Origin of the sequence: Erwinia endophytica, from assembly GCF_009295515.1 — a bacterium.
Taxonomy (GTDB): Bacteria; Pseudomonadota; Gammaproteobacteria; order Enterobacterales; family Enterobacteriaceae; genus Erwinia; species Erwinia endophytica.
This window is the reverse complement of sequence record NZ_RQVV01000007.1, coordinates 43,597-60,605: the sequence shown is the minus strand read 5'-3', so window position 1 is coordinate 60,605 and position 17,009 is coordinate 43,597. Positions and strand designations below refer to the sequence as shown.

The following is a 17,009-nucleotide window of genomic DNA, read 5'->3' as shown; positions in this document are numbered from 1 at the left end:
TGCTTTCCTCCCCCATATTCTATTGTTGAAAAATGATCTCAATTCCATTTTCTTTATTCATTTCAAGACGGATAGTCTGCCCTGTAATAACCACTTCACTGCTCAATATGCGACGCCCCATTTCCGGCACGATATTTTGCTCAATGAAACGGATCAACATCCTCGCGCCAGTCTCAGACACCGGACACTGTTCAACAATAAATTGCACCAGGTCATCGTGGTAATGGAGATTAGCACCGTGCTGTTCCAACAGCCGCGCTCCCAGTCGGTCAAGATGCAGTCGAACAATTTTCTGCAGAGATTCGGGCAGTAACGGTAAATAGGGGACAACGCCCAGTCGCCCCAAAAACGCGGCCGGGAAGGTTTTCAACAATGCTGGATGCAACAGCTTTTTCAGGCTTTCAGCATCAGGTGCTGTGTCCGGGTCGGTAAACAGGCTGCTGATCATTTCACTACCGACATTACTGGTCAGCAATATAATGGTATTTTTGAAGTCGATCTGACGACCTTCTCCATCTTCCATGCTGCCTTTATCGAAGACCTGAAAGAACAGTTCATGCACGTCCGGGTGCGCTTTCTCGATTTCGTCCAACAGGACCACGCTGTAAGGCTTACGACGAACCGCTTCGGTCAAAACACCGCCTTCTCCATAGCCGACATAGCCTGGTGGCGACCCCTTCAATGATGAGACTGTATGAGCTTCCTGATACTCACTCATATTGATAGTAATAAGATTCTGCTCACCACCATAAAGCTGCTCAGCAATGGCTAATGCTGTTTCAGTTTTACCAACCCCAGAGGGACCTACCAGCATGAAGACGCCGATCGGTTTTTTCGGATCGGCCAGACCGGCACGTGCCGTCTGAATACTTTCGCTCACCTGATTCAGGGCAAATTCCTGACCAATCACACGTTCTGCCAGCCGCTGTGGCAACGCCAGCACAGCACGAATGTCGTCTTTCATCATTTGCCCCACAGGAATACCCGTCCAGTCGGCAACAATACTGGCGATGACACTCGCATTGACTTCTGCCTGCACCATCGGCTGCTCCTGACGCATGCTTTCCAGACTGACTTCCAGCACAGAAAGCTGGTTTTGCTGCTGGCGAATCTGATCGTTATCCGGTGAGTCTTGTGCAACCAGCACCTGAAGCTCCTGTCGGACAGCGATCATGGAGGACACCAGCTCTTTCTCCTGCAGCCACCGCTGCTCAAGCCGTTGGGATTCTTCAACCTGCCCGGCAATATGTTCGCGCAAAGATGCCGCACGGCTGCTATCGCCTTTACCAAAGTGCAACGCTTTTTCAACCAGCGATAATTCAGTCTCAGCCGTTTCAGTCTGGAATTTAAGGATCTGTAGTTCTGTCGGTGGCACATGTTGAGCAACAGCCACTCGAGCACAGGCGGTATCCAGCAGACTGATCGCCTTATCAGGCAACTGACGGGCGGGAATATAACGGTGAGATAAGCGAACAGCAGCCTGCAAAGCTTCATCCATGATCCAGACACCGTGGTGTTTTTCCAACATGGGGAGCAGGCCGCGAAGCATTGAGGTTGCCGTCTCTTCATCCGGTTCGCCAATCTGCAGTACCTGAAAGCGACGGGTAAGTGCCGGATCTTTTTCGATATGACGCTTAAATTCACGCCAGGTGGTCGCACCGATGGTGCGAAGCTGCCCCCTCGCCAACGCGGGCTTAAGAAGGTTAGCTGCATCTCCCGTTCCCGCCGTACCGCCAGCACCAACCAACGTGTGAACTTCATCAATAAACAAAATCACAGGTTGTGGAGAAGCTATCGCCTCCTCCAACACCGATTTCAGCCGCGCCTCAAATTCGCCCTTCATACTGGCGCCAGCAGAAAGCGCCACAACATCCAGGGTCAGCAGACGTACCTGAGAAAGCACGGGGGGGACATTGCCCGCGACAATAGCCAGAGCCAACCCTTCAACCACGGCGGTTTTTCCAACGCCAGCCTCCCCCGTCAACAACGGATTGTTTTGACGACGACGTAGCAGGATATCCACCATGGTATTAATTTCATGGTCACGCCCCAGCACAGGATCGATTTTTCCTTCGCGCGCCAACGCGGTGAAATCGGTGGTGTATTGCGCCAGACCACCGCTGTTTTTATGGCTCATCAGCGCATTACTGGCCTCGCCAGGCATTGCCCCTTCATTCAATACGCTGCCGTCATTTGCGGCTTCGCTCGCTTCAACAGAAGACTGAGTGATATAACCAAAATCATTGGTTAAATGCTCAAGAGAAACATGTTCAAGTGCAGGAGATATATCAAATAAAGCACGGCGTAGCTCCATAGTTGTCAGCATTGCAATCAGCAAATGGCCACTACGGATCCGGTTATCGGAACATTCCAGACTGGCATAAATCCAGGCGCGTTCAATAGCCAGTTCAATATGATAGGAAAAATCAGAAATACTACTCGCACCGGAAGGCAAACGAGTCAATGCCTGAGCAAAACCTCGCTCCATTGCATCCACATCCACTTCGAAGTGACGGGCAATCAGACGAAAATCACTCTCATCCTGTTGCCAGAGTTGATTGAGCCAGTGGACCAGTTCGACGTATGGATTACCACGCAACTTACAAATCGTCGTCGCACTTTCGATACTTCTGAATAGCGTTGCATCTAGTTTTCCAAATAAATTTTTCCTGGTAATCGCCATAATTATAGTTCAATCCCTTTGGGCTTTTTATTTACAGACATATCCGTCCTTTGGCGCTATTCTAGATTTGGTGATATAGAAACACAAAGCACAGAACACATTCAGACCTAATTTTAGGATTACAGACCGGGACAAATTCCTAATTTCATCATCGCGCCATACTTAAATCGTTATTATCAAAGATTTTTTAATAGAGTATAGAGATAAGATGCCAAAAAAAACATAAATATATAAACCTTCAGATTTGAGTCATCAGAATCATCATGATATAAGGATAAAATACAAATTAAGGGAGGGATGAACATGATTCAGTGGAAATGTCGGATGCAATGTACATCACTGTTTTATTCCCATCAGACACTTTCCATGATGAAATAAGCACCGATGGCTTACCCACCAGGATACTTTCAGGGAAGGACATTTTACGGCCATTGGATGATTTGTCCTACTGTTCTGGCTATCGAAGGAATCGTTTTATTCTGAACTGAAAATCCCAAAAAAATTTAAGAGTGATAAAAATGGAATTAATGGGGTATACAGGTGGATCATAAATTTCTTGATTATTATAATCATGAACTCACCTTTATGAAAGAAATGTCACGTGAGTTCGCTGATAAACATCCTAAAATTGCCGCCCGTTTGGGTATGCATGGAATCGAAGTTGCCGATCCCTATGTCGAGCGTCTGATTGAGGCATTTTGCTTTTTATCCGCCAGGACGCAGATAAAACTGGATGCTGAATTCCCTAAATTCACCCAGCGACTGCTAGATATCGTCTATCCAAATTATAATTCACCGACGCCATCAATGGGTGTGGTTCAGCTAACACCCAACCTGAAAGAAGGCGATCTGACTCAAGGCTATCGGGTTCCCAAAGGCAGTGCGTTTCACACCCAAATTTTACCCGGTGAAAACTCTCGCTGCGAATTTCGTAATGGTCAGGACGTCACACTTTGGCCGATAGAAATAACCGAAGCCCGTTTGACTTCGATTCCTCCCGATCTGCCGAACCTGGAAAAGTATCGTATTCCGTCAGCAAAACTTAAAGGCGCACTGCGTATAAAACTGAAGTTGCAGGGTGACAAAATATTTTCTCAACTAAATGGCCTTGATGACTTACCGCTTTATATTGATGGCGATGAAAGTGTTGTCTCCCATATTTTCGAGTTAATGCATACCAGCAACGTAGCAATGATCGTACGCGCGGGTGGGTCGGAAGCACAGGATGTGGTCATCAGTCAGCAACCTCTGGCCTTTGAGGGGCTGAAACCCGACCAGACACTGCTTCCCCTGGCATGGAACATGTTCCATGGACACAATTTAATCCATGAATATTTTGCCTGCCGCCAACGTTTTTATTTCTTTACGCTAACCCAATTGGCACAAGGACTGCGGCACAATCACACTAATGAAGCCGAGCTCATTGTTCTGTTAGAACGCCTGCCACAAGAGCTGATTGGCCATGTCGATTCATCGAAATTTCTATTGTTTTGCACCCCGGTAATTAATCTCTTTCCTAAGGTGGTTGACAGGATAGAAGTTAACAGAGCGCTTAATGCTTTCCATGTTGTTCCTGAGCGCAGCAAGCCTATGGATTTTGAAATATTCTCGGTTAATAAAGTCCTGGGTCAGCAGGCAGAAAAAAGCGAAGAAGTTACCTTTAATCCGCTTTATCAGACACGATACTGCGACTACAGCAATTTTGGCCGCTACTTCTCCATCCAGCGTGAGGCAAGGATCAAAGAAGAAACCAAAAGAAAGTACGATACCAGGACGCCCTATCTGGGTACTGAAGTATTCATCTCATTGGTTGACCAACAGGAAGCGCCGTATGCCGATCACATCAGATATCTTTCTGTCGAAGCCATGGTCACAAACAGGGACCTTCCTCGTCTGATCACAAGAAGCGGCAGCTTTGATCTCTCCATGGCCGACGCGGTTCCAATTCTGGGGGCCGCCTTTATTTGCCAGCCCAGTGCGCCACGAGCGCCATTCGCTCTTGGTGAATCCGCCTGGCGTCTGATCCGTCAGCTAAGTTTTAACTATTTGCCGCTGTCAGATATGGAACACGGATTAGGCGGAGAATCCCTGCGCAACATGCTTCGTCTGTTTTTGAACAGTTCGGACCATGAGTCAAACGCCCAGGTTAACAGTCTTATTGGTTGCAAAAGCGAACCAATCACCCGCCGCCTGCCTGGCGATGGACTGCTGGTCTATGGCCGGGGAGTCCGCTGTACGTTGACCGTAGACGAAGACGGTTTTTCAGGTATCAGTCCCTATTTGTTCGGATTGATCATGGAAAACTATTTATCTCGTCACGCAGCCATCAATATCTTTACTGAAACCGAACTGCACTCAATGCAAAGAGGGCCAATAGCAAGCTGGCAGGGACGTCCAGGTAAAAGAGGGGCGCTGTGATGTCTGAAAAATCGGTGGATATGGCGCATTCATTATCAACATTGGATGCCTGGTTTAATGAAGATCGCCCCTGGGATGCGGGTTTTATCAGCGTCATGCGGGCTATTGCTGCCAAACATCAGTCGACGCCCCACCCCGGTATGGCAGCGTTGCCTTCTCAGGAAAAATATCGTATCGGCCAGGCTGCCACAATGGCGTTTTCACCCCGCGAGATTGCGCGTATTGGCATTGAGGATGGCAGAGCCAGGCTGCAACTTTTTGGTCTTGGTGTCTGGGGACCTCAGGGCGCGATGCCACTGAATCTGTCGGAGCTGATCTACTCACGTTCAGAACTGAATGACCATACAATGGTTGATTTTCTGGATATTTTTCATCATCGAGCCCTCTCTTTATTTTATCGGGCATGGTTTGTCGCACAGGATACTGCATCACTGGATCGCGCAGATGATGAGCGATTCTCTTTTTACATCGCCAGCCTGGTCGGCATGGATCCGCAGGAGCTGGATAGTAAGATTTTGCCAACACATGCCCGCCTCGCTTCTTCCGCCCATTTGATTCGTGAAGCACGTAATCCGGAAGGCCTACTCGGTGCATTGCAATACTACTTTGAAGTTCCGGCACGAATGGAGGAATTCGCCAGCCAGTGGATTTTTCTCTCTCCTAAAGATCAATCCATCCTTGGCGCGGCTGACTGTGCCATGTTACTGGGCGATGGCGCAATACTGGGTGATACGGTTAAAGACCGGCAGCATAAATTTAAACTTATTCTTGGCCCTCTGACGCTGCAGCAATATATCCGTTTCAGCCCGTGGGGGCAGGATCTACCGGTATTACGGGAATGGGTGCGAAACTTTATTGGCTTTGAATATGCCTGGGATACTCAGTTGGTGCTGGCGGCCAGTGAGGTGCCACATGCCACGTTAAGTGGCGAGCATCAACTAGGATATGCCACCTGGCTGGAAAGAGCTGAAACCGATATTCCCATCTACGGGATGAGCTTTGAGCCTGAATTGTACCAGGGAGCACTGCAGTAAATACGTTCACGCGTTGAGTGAGCAGGGAAAGGCCGTTAACAGCCAAATTTTCAGGAAAAGGGATATTACCGTGGCTGAAATACATACCACGAAACTCAGTAGTTATTATCAACACCTGCTCGATCCTATTCCAGGAGAGTGGCCTTGCGGGGAGAACCTGGAATACGACGCCGGGTTTATTATGCTGCAATCAAAGTTACAGCCCAGACTGGATGTGGAATATGGCAACTTTGTTGAGGCAGCTGAACCTGTGAACTGGGCCGAGATAGAACGGGAATGTCTGGCACTGCTGCAAAAAAGCAAGGATATCCGTCTGGTCATCGCTCTGATACGCTGTCGCACCAGGCAAATAGGCCTGATGGCGATCAATGAAGGCCTGCAGGCCCTGCACCATTTGCTTATCGCTTTCCCGGTTGATATACATCCTCAGTTACTGGAGGATGGTGAATTTGACCCGTTAATGCGAGCCAATGCGCTATCGGAGATGGAAGATGTTAGCGGTCTGCTCACCGATATCAGAAATCAGACACTGCCAAAGGCGGCAGGCTTACAAATCACCATTAAAGAATTTGAAAAAGCCAATGCTTCCCCGCGTGAAGAAGGTGCACTACCCGAAGCCACCGTCACCGCACTATTATATGAATGGGATGAGCGCGAAGACAAAACTATTCATTCTCTGCGGGAAGCCTGGGCCTGTCTTGCGGAGATAAAGGATCATCTCAGAGACTCATTAGGCCATGATACGCCTGACTTCTCACGGCTGACGTCTCTGCTGAACTTATTTGTCACCACATCATATCAGTCCTCTGCACCACAGGATATTGTGCCAGTGGAAAGTGGATCGGAACCAGAAACAGAAACAGAACCAGCAGAAACCTCACCTGTTAACGCTATTGTGAGCCATGACGCTCCGGTCACTTCTCCTCAGCGAATTGAGGTACAAAAAACAATAGAGAATCGCTCTGATGCATTATCAAAGCTCAGAGAGATTCGTACATGGTTCACAAAAATGGAACCCAGTAGCCCGGTAATCCCTCTATTAGCGTTTGCGGAATCAACTGTAGGTAAGCGTTTTTCAGAATTATTGAAAATATTACCACCCGATATGATAGAAAAAATAGATCCAGACAAGGAATAATATACATGCTAAGGAAGGTTATATTCTTATCACTGAGCGGATTAATCGCAAGCAATGCAGCGGCAGATTGTACCCTGGCAAGGGGAACACCAACAATATTAAGCCTTCCTGCTCAGACCATTACTATTAGTGCTGATGCCGTTACTGATTTATCAAACCCTATTGCTACCTTCACTACTTCATCACTGGGTAGTGCCATCGGATATGATGAGTGTGTTAGTGGTCTGGCCGCAGGCAGAGCACTGATCGGCTTGGGAGAGGAAGTAGCGACAAGATTATACAAAACTAATATTCCTGGTATCGGAGTAAAATTACATATTTATGTTCCGGATAGCGCCACTTTCGGCTATTACCCTATTAATTACACATTGACATTTTCCAATGGTGAAAACAAAGGGACATGGGACTGGGTAGCAGGAAGTTATTATCGAATACGGTTCTATAAAGTGGACGATACCCTGACGCTTTCCGATCCAACAGGGGATATTGTGCTTGATTCCGGCACCCTGGGTTATGAATGGTTAGGGGCTGACTCAGTTCGTCCAGTGTCACTTTTTATTAACCAGATAAAGATAATCAGCACGCCAGCATGTACTGTCGAAAATACCAAAATCATCGATTTTAATACCGTGACACCCGCCATGGTGGATGCAGGCGTGGAACGCAATCTGGACTTCAGCCTGACCTGTAAAACAGATTATGGCTCCTATTCTACTACCGCAAGCATTACCACCACTACGCCGTCTTCAGATGCAACCTACATAAAAGTAACAGATGCAGATGGTAATACGGATAATCTTGGCATTCAGATACTAAGCAACAGTGGCAGCGTCATTAACGTTGATGGTTCTATTCTGGAAAAAATAGCGTCAACTAGCACCAATAGTGCCGCAAAATTCAACTGGAGAGCGAAGTTAATTAATACCAGCACTGGCTCTTCTCGTCCACAAAATGGGACATTTACTGCTAAGGCTGAAATTGTTTTAGATATTAATTGACAGGCCAATTACGCTATGTCAATTCAGATATAAGGGTTAGTATATGGACATAAAACCTGGAATATTTGTGAGTATTGCCAGCTATCGGGACGCTGAACTCATTCCGACGTTGAATGATATTATCAAACACTCTTCGGGTTTGTACTCACTCAACATTGCCGTATGCTGGCAGGATGATGGGGATATAGCGCTTTTTCTGAAGGAAGGGATGCTATTGAATGAGCAGCAGCAGCAGGGTGATCATGATTTATATATTTTCAACTATCATGGTGCCCACATTCAGATCCTGAATGTACATTACTTCCTCAGCCAGGGGGTTTGCTGGGCAAGGAGTCTTTGCGAAAAACTCTATAACGAAGAAGACTATTTCCTGCAGATTGACTCTCATTGTCGGTTTATTAAAAACTGGGATAAAGAGATGGTCTCGATGCTAACTCAATTAAAAAAGCAAAGCAGTAAACCCGTCCTCTCCTCTTACCCGCCAGGATACGAACCGGGTGATGACAGCACGAAAAAGAACGTCGTCAACCGCCTGGTATTTCGTCGTTTTTCCAGAGATAACATATTGCAACTGACCTCGATTTATTTCAAAGATAGTGCCCCATTAAGAGGAAGTTATCTGGCCGGAGGGTTTATTTTTGCCGAGGGGTCATTTGTCACCGACGTCCCAAACGATCCACAGATATTCTTCGAAGGTGAAGAGATAGCCATGGCTGTGCGTTCATTTACCCACGGTTATGACATCTGGTACCCACATAAAGTTTTACTATGGCATTTTTACGGCAGAAAAAACCATACTAAGGTCTGGTCAGATCATAATAGTGAAGCCAAAAAATCCGGTTCGATTGATAAAGCATGGTGGGAGAGGGATAGAAACTCCAAGCAACAAGTCAGAAGATTACTCGGTTATGAGGAAGATAGCCGTGATATTGACCCACGGTATGCTCTGGGTGACAAGCGGTCTCTGGAAGAATTCGAAAGTATGATTGGCATCGACTTTAAACGTTGTTGTGTACTTCCTGAAGTGGTTAATAAACAGCGTTGCTCTTATTTCCCTCATCACAATGGCGAGGACTGGCGGAAAAGGTTGATCAGCGCCAATAAGAAAACGCTGACCATTGCCAAATCTGAACTCGACTATCCCATGCAAAACATTTCCTGGCTGCATATTGGTGTTTACAGCAAAAATAATGAGCTTCTTGAAAAGAAAGTGCTGTGCACAGATGAGATAAAAGACATCCTGGAAGATGAAGATCAATCTGGGCTGGATGTCGAACTGGATTTCATTACCTCATCGTTGTTGAAACCCAGCGTTATCAGGGTGAGTCCTTATATTCATAATGAAGGATGGGGAAAAATTTTGGAGCAGGACTGGTGAGAAGCGAAAAATACTATAACAAAATAATGTGTATTGATACGCTGTTGTCATTTAATGGTGTAATTCCTTCGCTGGCCGAGTTCCAGCTAAAAGTGGTCAATCTGATTGAACAATTCAGCAAAGCACTTATTTCAGAGGGGGAATGTGAGCAACTAAGTGATGATTTATGCCATATCATCTGTAGCTATCTCGATAAGCATATTTCACTACACTTGAATGCCAGTAACATTTCATGGGAAAGAAATTTGCTGACTCGTCATTTCTATGGCTATGACAAGGAGTTTGGCTCATTAACTGACAGACTTGATATTTTTTTGAAAAAAAGTGAGGAGAATATTTTTCATTATGCTTATCAATTACTTCCATTGATCCTCCAATCTCTTGGGCACGACGAGAAAATCATTGCCCTGATATCACACTACGCACCGGAGCCTGTTACAGAAATAACTCAGGACATTGGCGTTGCAGAGGAAAAAAGAGAAGAACTCACTCTTTTTGTTCCAGAAAAATCACGTAACCGCTGGAGAAACCCATTCTATTGGCAGGCCGGAACCATGCTCTTCCTGTTACTGGCTCTCTGGATTTATTGCAGAAAATACCTGGATGGTTTGTATTAAATGTCTGCTTCAATCGACTCAAATAAGACGCCACATTCTCTTTTAATGCATCAGGAAGAGGAAAGAATCGTCGCCATTTTCATTATTGGTCCATACGCCAGAAAGTGGTTTTCTCATCGTCAGCCTCTCGACGATCAGGCTGAGAATGGGAACATTCGCTGGATTCTGGCTCCGAATGTTGAGGATCTGCACAAATATTTGCCACGGGTCCATGCAACTAACCAGCATACAAAAATCATGGCGTTCTTCCCTTTTCTTCCCGATGGGCAGGAAAGTCGCGAGCTGACTCTGGCGCAAATCGCCGACTGCCAGGCATCGTTTAGCGCACTTCCGCTGTCTGAATCCCTCCCCTGCATCTTGGGTCTATATACGCAACTGAGCCGGGAGCGTTCTGTTGAAGATCCCGACCGTGCAATATGGCTCGGAGAATTTGACATAACCACCCGTAAAGAGACCACGCTCAACAGTGAATTTACCAGATTGAGCGCAATGCTGGAACGGCACAGCCAGTCTGGCGGTCATCACGCTATTCAGCGCTTTGCCATGATCGATGCCTTGCAATTATGGCTGTATGACACCGGGGTAATGAAGTCATTACAGACACTGTTTAGCCAGACATCCCTGAAGCTGACCGGGATGCTTATTTCTGACTACGGTGAGGGATTTGTACGGCATGGAGCCTGGGCAAACTGGATGGGCAGTAGATTTGCAATATATCCCGGTCTTGCTTCATCGCTGGCCTTACCTCAGCTACCTGACCTTCTTTACCGACCGGCAGTGAAGACGGTTATCCGGGTAACAGAAAAGCCCCAACGGGGACGTCTCTGGTTACCGGCTGCAATTGCGGTATTGCTGGCGCTTACCCTGGCAGGAACAACCTGGATGGAAGGGCAGCGTCTGATTAAAGCGAAAAAAGCGCTCGAAACCTTCAATCAGATCGATGATATTTATCTACAGAAAAAACGCAATACTTTCAGTTCATTAACTAAATTCAGCGATAACTTATCTGGCTGTATGGCCAACCCGTTTCTACAAATTTTGGGGCTTTCAAGGTGCAGTAAGATGTTGGCTGATATCAATAACGCTATCAGCCGTTATAAGGCTTCACCCATATTGTTCTCTTCAGGTCCTGTGGCTTTATTTGCTCAGGGCCGTGCTGAGCTCAATGAGGGCAGTGATAAAATATTACAGGCGTTGCTGCCTGCCGTGACCCATAACCGCCAGACTACCTTTCTGATTGTTGGTCACTCGGATAATACTGGTACGCCTCAGCTAAATATGCAGCTATCAGAGCAAAGAGCAAAAGTTGTGCGCGACTGGCTGGTAGAGCATGGAGACGTCCCGCTAACAAACTTTTTGGTTAAGGGCGTTGGTGCCAGCGATCCTGTTGCCAGTAATGAGACTGAAGAAGGTCGACAACAAAACAGGCGAGTGGATCTTATCCCTGTACCTGCACATCAACACGACAATAATGAGTAAAGGACTATGAGTAAAAATAAATCAACCTATATCATTTATGAAGGAACACTATTAACCTCTGCCCCGTTGTTTGACCAATCGGTCAACGTATTACGGTTTCGTGACCCTGAAGAGAATGAATACACCATTCTGATCAACCGCGCTTTTTTGGCAGAAGATCAAAAGCTGGAAGAGTTCTGTGATGCGCAAATGGCATTTATGACCAATACTATGCCTGCATTTGCCGTAGAAGGGATACAGCTGAAAAGCGAAATTGGTCCCGCTAAACTCCCGGTAGTGCAAATCGCAAACCGGTTTCATCTTGACGGTAAACAGATGAAGCAGGTCCAGACGATGGTCGCTCTTCCTTTTCACCCAGTAATAAATAGTGAACGAAGAAATATCATTATTTTCACCCTAAATGCGGAAGAAAAGTTTACAGAGCATCAGCGAAAACATTATGTTCAATTGATTAATAGCTTTGATCCTGAAACTTCACCAATGAAGCTGAAATCATAATAGAGCCACACCAGAATAACGAGGACACCCAGGCTCGTATGTTGTATTGGCCTGAGTGTCTGCAACTAAATATGGCTCTTTTAAAGGCATAACGTATTACAATCTTTGCTAGCGCCGTGAGCAATGAAAGAGGCATATTTATAGAATTCAGCCCGATTAAGCATACCCAATTTTCTGATGGTATTGCGATAATGTGTATTGATGGTTTTCTCTGAGCGGTTTAACATCCTGGAGATATGGCCGATATTATAGCCTTTACCAATTAATAGCAAAACTTTACATTCTGTTAATGACAACTGTCTAAAATCTTTCAACCCAATTGATTTGTGGTTTTCCGGACGAATAAAAGAAGAGTAATCCATATGGGCTATCAACAGGATTTTTTCAAGTTTACCCATGATTTCTGATAAACTATTCTGCCGACATCCAAAAGGAATATGATATATCTCCTTACAAGGTGAGATGTTGTCATTTTTCCATCGTCGGTTCTCTTTTTTCAGGTGAACGCTAACCATCATATCCCGGAAGATAATGTTTTTTTCATTACTGTCACTCGACGATTCTCCTACCAAAAAATACAAAGGTGACTTACTCAACACGCTGTTAACTTCATTAACGAGAAGGCTAAGACCGAAAGTATAATATAAATTATCACTTTGTAATGATACCTTCATAACTCCATTACATTTCATGTTATTACTGTCACACATAACCATTAAATCTCCTTTTACCTGATGATCCCAGCCTGGGCAACCATGATGGTAGTTTCTCATGGCGGTAAGCGACTACATTGGTCTAAGAATAACTATCACCTTATTGTAGTAATTGACTGTGTTGATCTGGCAACTAATCATAAAAAATTAACGAATATACCATATTACCTTTACAACAGATTGATTTGATTAATCTCCTTTTCAAAAAAAGGTATTCCCATCCAATATTAGAATGGACCTAAAAAATTAGACAAGGCGAGTTGGGATATTAACCATTAATCGAAATAAAAACAAATCGATCATATCATTTTATATGTATCAAATGACTCTAATCGGTTCTGCCAGGGACATTCCGTCCCCATACGGATGCTGATATTTCCCCTTTGCGCATCATCTACACAAGCTCAATACCAACCAGAATTTCCTGTGCCCATCTGAATGATTTAAATCCCTGTCTCAGACATATTCGTCGTTCTATATCCCGCTGTTCCTGCGCCATAATATTATTAAGGTAACTTACTCTGCCTGATGTAAGTTTCATCCATTCTCCACCAGAGATTTGTTCGACGTTTATACCGGCGGAATGCCTTATTCAATAGAAAAACCAGACAAATAACCCAGCGATGAGGTGTGGAATAGTCAACGATAATGCCAAACTCTACCATCATCTCTTCGAGATTGCACTGGCTGATTGAGTACGCCAAAGGACAGTTAACACATTGAGCAATAACATCAATGGAATGATTCAGACGTTTAAAATCATTTAGGATCAAAGATATGGTCAGGTAATTTCAAGAAATCATGTTATCTGATCCAGACGCTTAATGCGACAAAACAGATAATTCTCTCATCCATATTCTCTGCTATAGATCTAGAAAAATAACGAACAGCAACACATTAAACTAACATCAACTCAATAATTCAGTTACAAAATTAATATTATCACCGCCTATAAAATCAATGAAAATATATTCTCAAAAATAATTAATCTGTATATATATAACACGATCACTATCACATCAAAAATTAAATTCAATGATAAAAGGCATGTTAATTTCATTTTCAATAACAAACCAAGTGCGATACGGATAAATTCACAAACTGAAATTTCCATTTATTTTCACGTTATTTGTCATTTTTTCATGTACCTTTTCCCTTAATAGGTTCGCGTAATAGCGCTCATAACCTAAATCTTAAGGGGGGACTCCAATCAGTAGAACATGTATTTTTCGCTAAATGCTCCGATGACTTTTTCATGAAACTCAACAGAGCGTGAGAAGCAGAGGGTTTTGCGGGCCAGTCTTTTGATTTGGGTTCTCAGTGTCAGATTGTTACGCTCAATACGTCGAGTAAAAATTCTTGCCGGTCAGATGCTTATTCTTCGGGACTTTTTCTGGCATCACTGCCCGCGTTGTCGCGGGTTATCATGCCGATGTTAAAAAGGGCGAGCAGTTCACGGCAGGTTTCATCGGTACGTGGGCCAAAAGTGCAGGCCAGTACGCCTCCGGTTTTCGTATTGTATGCGTACCAGATCCAGTGTTGCCGGGCCTTGCTACCAACAACGCTCCATTGTCCATCCCATTCGCAGATCCAGGGCAACATCGGCATGGGCGACTGGCGAAGATGTCGCCTGTTTTGGTGCGCGTTTTTGAAGGCCCGGAGACAGTGTGGATACCCACTTTCAGTGTCCTTGCGGGATCACGGACGCCCGCCCCGTTGAAGGACATCTCAACGATCTGCTCCTTAACACCGGGTTTCGGGCTTCACAGGTACAGGACAACTGGAAAACGCGGGCACATGACCGGCAACGAAAACGTTCGTGTTGGGAAGAGCGACAACCATGGCGATAACGTCGTCTGAATGGCAGCGAGAACAATGAACAGGGAAGCATCAATGGTGCGACGTTATTTTGAACTGTCGCTCACTGCCCGACATGAATTTGCACCTCACATTGCCGTGCCAGTTCCCATAGCCGGGTGCGGATAACCTGCTTAAGTTGTAGCGTGGACTGCGATTGTGGACGATCGCGCCGGCTGATTAACATCACTTCAAACGGCAGCGGTTGCGCCACCGGCACGACCCGCAGTTGATCGGCATAGCGCCTGGCGGTAAACAGGTCGACAATTCCCACGCCGCCACCGGCCAGCACCATATCAGCAATCACAGAATAGGTTTTGATATACAACGAGTTGGCGGGTTGCAAACCTTTATCACGCAGCGCCCGATGCAGTACATGGCCCAGCGGATCTTCCTGCTGCATCATCAGCAAATTATTCTGACACAGCCAGTCGAGAGACACCGGGCCGCTGACCGCAGTCTGCGCAGGCAACAGCGCCACCATCGACGAGTGGAAAAGCGGTTCGGAAACCAGTTCCCCTGATACCTGTTGACCAAATACCAGCGCGAAATCCAGCTGATCCGCCAGTAAATTCTGGCATAAGGTCTGGAAGTGCTCCGTGACCAGTTCAACGTTCACATAGCGATATTGCTGCCGGTATTCGACCAACGCAGGCGCGAGGATCATCTGCCCGAACGCATGAGCGGCCCCCACCCTTACCGTTTGCCCTTCCCCTTTACGCAGTTGTTCGGTTAGCGCGCTGATCGCCTGTAATCGGTTGTACAACTCGCGAATTTCCGGGATCAACCGCTGTGCTTCCAGTGTCGGACTCATCCCCTGACTACGGCGTTCAAACAGCGCGAAACCAAGTTGCTGCTCGGCGTGGTTGAGCACCCGGCTCACATTAGGCTGCGAGACATTGAGCTGACGCGCCGCGCCGCTGATACTGCCCGTATCGATAATCGCCTGAAAAACTTCAATATGCCGCAGCCGCATCATTATTCGCCCCAGGTTGCTTCCAGCACGCGGATCCAGTTGCCGTGGCAAATTTTTTCCAGCAGCGCTTTATCGTAACCGTGCTCTGCCAGCGCGCTGACTAACAGCGGCAATCCAGCCACGTCTTTCAGGTCCGGCGGCAACGTGGTGCCGTCAAAATCCGAGCCGAAGCCGACATGGTCTTCGCCCAGTTTTTCCAGCAAATAATCCACATGACGCACAATTTCCAACACCGTGGCGTCCGGCGCTTTTTGGCCGTCGCTGCGCAGGAAGCTGGTACCAAAATTTACCCCAACAAAACCATTGGTTTCAGCGATAGCAGCCAGTTGACGATCAGTCAGATTGCGCGACTGAGGGCAAAGCGCATGCGCGTTGGAATGACTGGCCACCAGCGGCGCATTGGAAATTTCCGCCGTCTGCCAGAATCCTTTCTCATCCATGTGCGACAAATCGACCATGATGCGCTTCTCATTACACGCGCGTATCAGTCGCCGCCCCGCTTCCGTCAATCCGTTGCCTGTATCCGGGGAAGAAGGAAAGCGGAACGGCACGCCATCGCCAAAGAGGTTAGGACGGCTCCAGAGCGGGCCCAGCGTACGCAGCCCCGCCGCATACAACACCTCCAGCAGTTGCAGCTCCGCATCCAGCGCCTCGGCCCCTTCAATATGCATCACCATCGCCACCCGGTTATCCCGCATACACTGACGAATGTCTGCGGCGGTCCGGCAAATCTTCACCGCGCCCGCCGACTGCTGTTCTATCCGCAGCAACGTGGCAATCATCGACAATGTGATGTCCCGCGCCTCTTCCCTGCCAGGCGTGGGTTCAATCTGGTCATAGCCCAGCTGCCCCCGGTTTTTTTTCATAGCTGGCGCGGTTCTTGCTTTCAATCCTGCCGACGGTACATAGGCCGCAAACAGGCCGCCAGCAAAACCGCCCTGACGCATTCTGGGCAAATCCATCTGTCCGACCGCGGGACCGTTGAGAAATGCTGTAGCCGGGTTGTCCTGATGAGACAGCCAGAGACGCATCAGCACATCGTTGTGACCGTCAAAAACTGGCACGGTAATCGGTTCAGAACACGGGTGTGGGGACATGAAAGTACGCTCTCGATCATTAGATCTGGCTTGCCGCCTGATGGTGCGTAACGCACCAGGAAAGAGCGGGCTGATTGACCAGATGAAAAAAGGATTCGTTCTTCACACTAGTAGCCGAGTACG

12 protein-coding genes and 2 pseudogenes are annotated in these 17,009 nt (G+C 46.8%); 8 read left to right on the top strand and 6 right to left on the bottom strand.

Annotation, left to right across the window (positions count from 1 at the left end; genetic code table 11):
• Nucleotides 1–19 precede the first annotated feature (19 nt).
• Complete coding sequence (gene tssH, locus EH228_RS02035) at nt 20–2,683, bottom strand: type VI secretion system ATPase TssH (protein ID WP_152320035.1); 2,664 nt, start codon at nt 2,681–2,683, stop codon at nt 20–22.
• A 540-nt stretch (nt 2,684–3,223) separates the two neighbouring features.
• On the opposite strand from tssH, the gene tssF reads away from it, so the two are divergent.
• The 8 genes from tssF (at nt 3,224) to EH228_RS01995 (ending at nt 12,243) form a co-directional block, all read left to right on the top strand.
• Nucleotides 3,224–5,101, top strand: coding sequence for a type VI secretion system baseplate subunit TssF (gene tssF, locus EH228_RS02030; protein WP_152320034.1), 1,878 nt, complete (start codon nt 3,224–3,226; stop codon nt 5,099–5,101).
• The gene (tssG, locus tag EH228_RS02025) at nt 5,098–6,135 is read left to right on the top strand and encodes a type VI secretion system baseplate subunit TssG (protein ID WP_420841438.1); all 1,038 of its coding nucleotides are present in this window, start codon (nt 5,098–5,100) and stop codon (nt 6,133–6,135) included. Before tssF ends, tssG begins: the two co-directional genes overlap by 4 nt.
• A gap of 70 nt (nt 6,136–6,205) precedes the next feature.
• On the top strand, nt 6,206–7,273 hold the full coding sequence (locus EH228_RS02020; RefSeq protein WP_152320032.1) for a type VI secretion system protein TssA: 1,068 nt from the start codon (nt 6,206–6,208) through the stop codon (nt 7,271–7,273).
• A 5-nt stretch (nt 7,274–7,278) separates the two neighbouring features.
• Nucleotides 7,279–8,271 (top strand): fimbrial protein, encoded by a 993-nt coding sequence (locus tag EH228_RS02015; protein WP_152320031.1) that lies wholly within the window; start codon nt 7,279–7,281, stop codon nt 8,269–8,271.
• 67 nt (nt 8,272–8,338) lie between these two features.
• Nucleotides 8,339–9,649 (top strand): UDP-N-acetylglucosamine-transferase, encoded by a 1,311-nt coding sequence (locus EH228_RS02010; RefSeq protein ID WP_240116212.1) that lies wholly within the window; start codon nt 8,339–8,341, stop codon nt 9,647–9,649.
• Nucleotides 9,646–10,266, top strand: a complete 621-nt coding sequence (locus EH228_RS02005) for a DotU family type IV/VI secretion system protein (RefSeq protein WP_193323251.1) — start codon at nt 9,646–9,648, stop codon at nt 10,264–10,266. The genes EH228_RS02010 and EH228_RS02005 overlap by 4 nt, the downstream gene beginning before the upstream one ends.
• Nucleotides 10,267–11,745 carry an OmpA family protein gene (locus EH228_RS02000; protein WP_152320028.1) on the top strand — a complete coding sequence of 493 codons (1,479 nt, stop codon included), beginning with the start codon at nt 10,267–10,269 and terminating at the stop codon, nt 11,743–11,745.
• 6 nt (nt 11,746–11,751) lie between these two features.
• Entirely contained in the window at nt 11,752–12,243 is a 492-nt protein-coding gene (locus tag EH228_RS01995) for a DcrB-related protein (protein ID WP_152320027.1), read from the top strand.
• A gap of 80 nt (nt 12,244–12,323) precedes the next feature.
• On the opposite strand, the gene EH228_RS01990 is transcribed toward EH228_RS01995, so the two are convergent.
• From EH228_RS01990 to EH228_RS01970, 5 genes and pseudogenes are all read right to left on the bottom strand, one after another.
• A complete protein-coding gene (locus tag EH228_RS01990; RefSeq protein ID WP_152320026.1) occupies nt 12,324–13,016 on the bottom strand; it encodes a helix-turn-helix domain-containing protein in 693 nt (230 codons plus the stop codon).
• 258 nt (nt 13,017–13,274) lie between these two features.
• A pseudogene (locus EH228_RS01985) lies at nt 13,275–13,735 on the bottom strand (hypothetical protein).
• 431 nt (nt 13,736–14,166) lie between these two features.
• Nucleotides 14,167–14,837, bottom strand: a pseudogene (locus EH228_RS20625) (IS1 family transposase); the annotation flags it as partial.
• Between the two features lie 40 nt (nt 14,838–14,877).
• Nucleotides 14,878–15,789 carry a LysR family transcriptional regulator gene (locus EH228_RS01975; RefSeq protein ID WP_152320050.1) on the bottom strand — a complete coding sequence of 304 codons (912 nt, stop codon included), beginning with the start codon at nt 15,787–15,789 and terminating at the stop codon, nt 14,878–14,880.
• A 2-nt stretch (nt 15,790–15,791) separates the two neighbouring features.
• Nucleotides 15,792–16,886, bottom strand: a complete 1,095-nt coding sequence (locus EH228_RS01970) for a dipeptidase (RefSeq protein ID WP_152320025.1) — start codon at nt 16,884–16,886, stop codon at nt 15,792–15,794.
• Nucleotides 16,887–17,009 lie beyond the last annotated feature (123 nt).

Excerpts from the sequence above, each read along its gene's own strand:
- tssH (WP_152320035.1), bottom strand. The coding sequence starts at position 2,683 with ATGGCGATTACCAGGAAAAATTTATTTGGAAAACTAGATGCAACGCTA.
- EH228_RS01970 (WP_152320025.1), bottom strand. The coding sequence starts at position 16,886 with ATGTCCCCACACCCGTGTTCTGAACCGATTACCGTGCCAGTTTTTGAC.
- EH228_RS01995 (WP_152320027.1), top strand. The coding sequence starts at position 11,752 with ATGAGTAAAAATAAATCAACCTATATCATTTATGAAGGAACACTATTA.
- EH228_RS01990 (WP_152320026.1), bottom strand. The coding sequence starts at position 13,016 with ATGAGAAACTACCATCATGGTTGCCCAGGCTGGGATCATCAGGTAAAA.
- EH228_RS02000 (WP_152320028.1), top strand. The coding sequence starts at position 10,267 with ATGTCTGCTTCAATCGACTCAAATAAGACGCCACATTCTCTTTTAATG.
- EH228_RS02015 (WP_152320031.1), top strand. The coding sequence starts at position 7,279 with ATGCTAAGGAAGGTTATATTCTTATCACTGAGCGGATTAATCGCAAGC.
- EH228_RS01975 (WP_152320050.1), bottom strand. The coding sequence starts at position 15,789 with ATGCGGCTGCGGCATATTGAAGTTTTTCAGGCGATTATCGATACGGGC.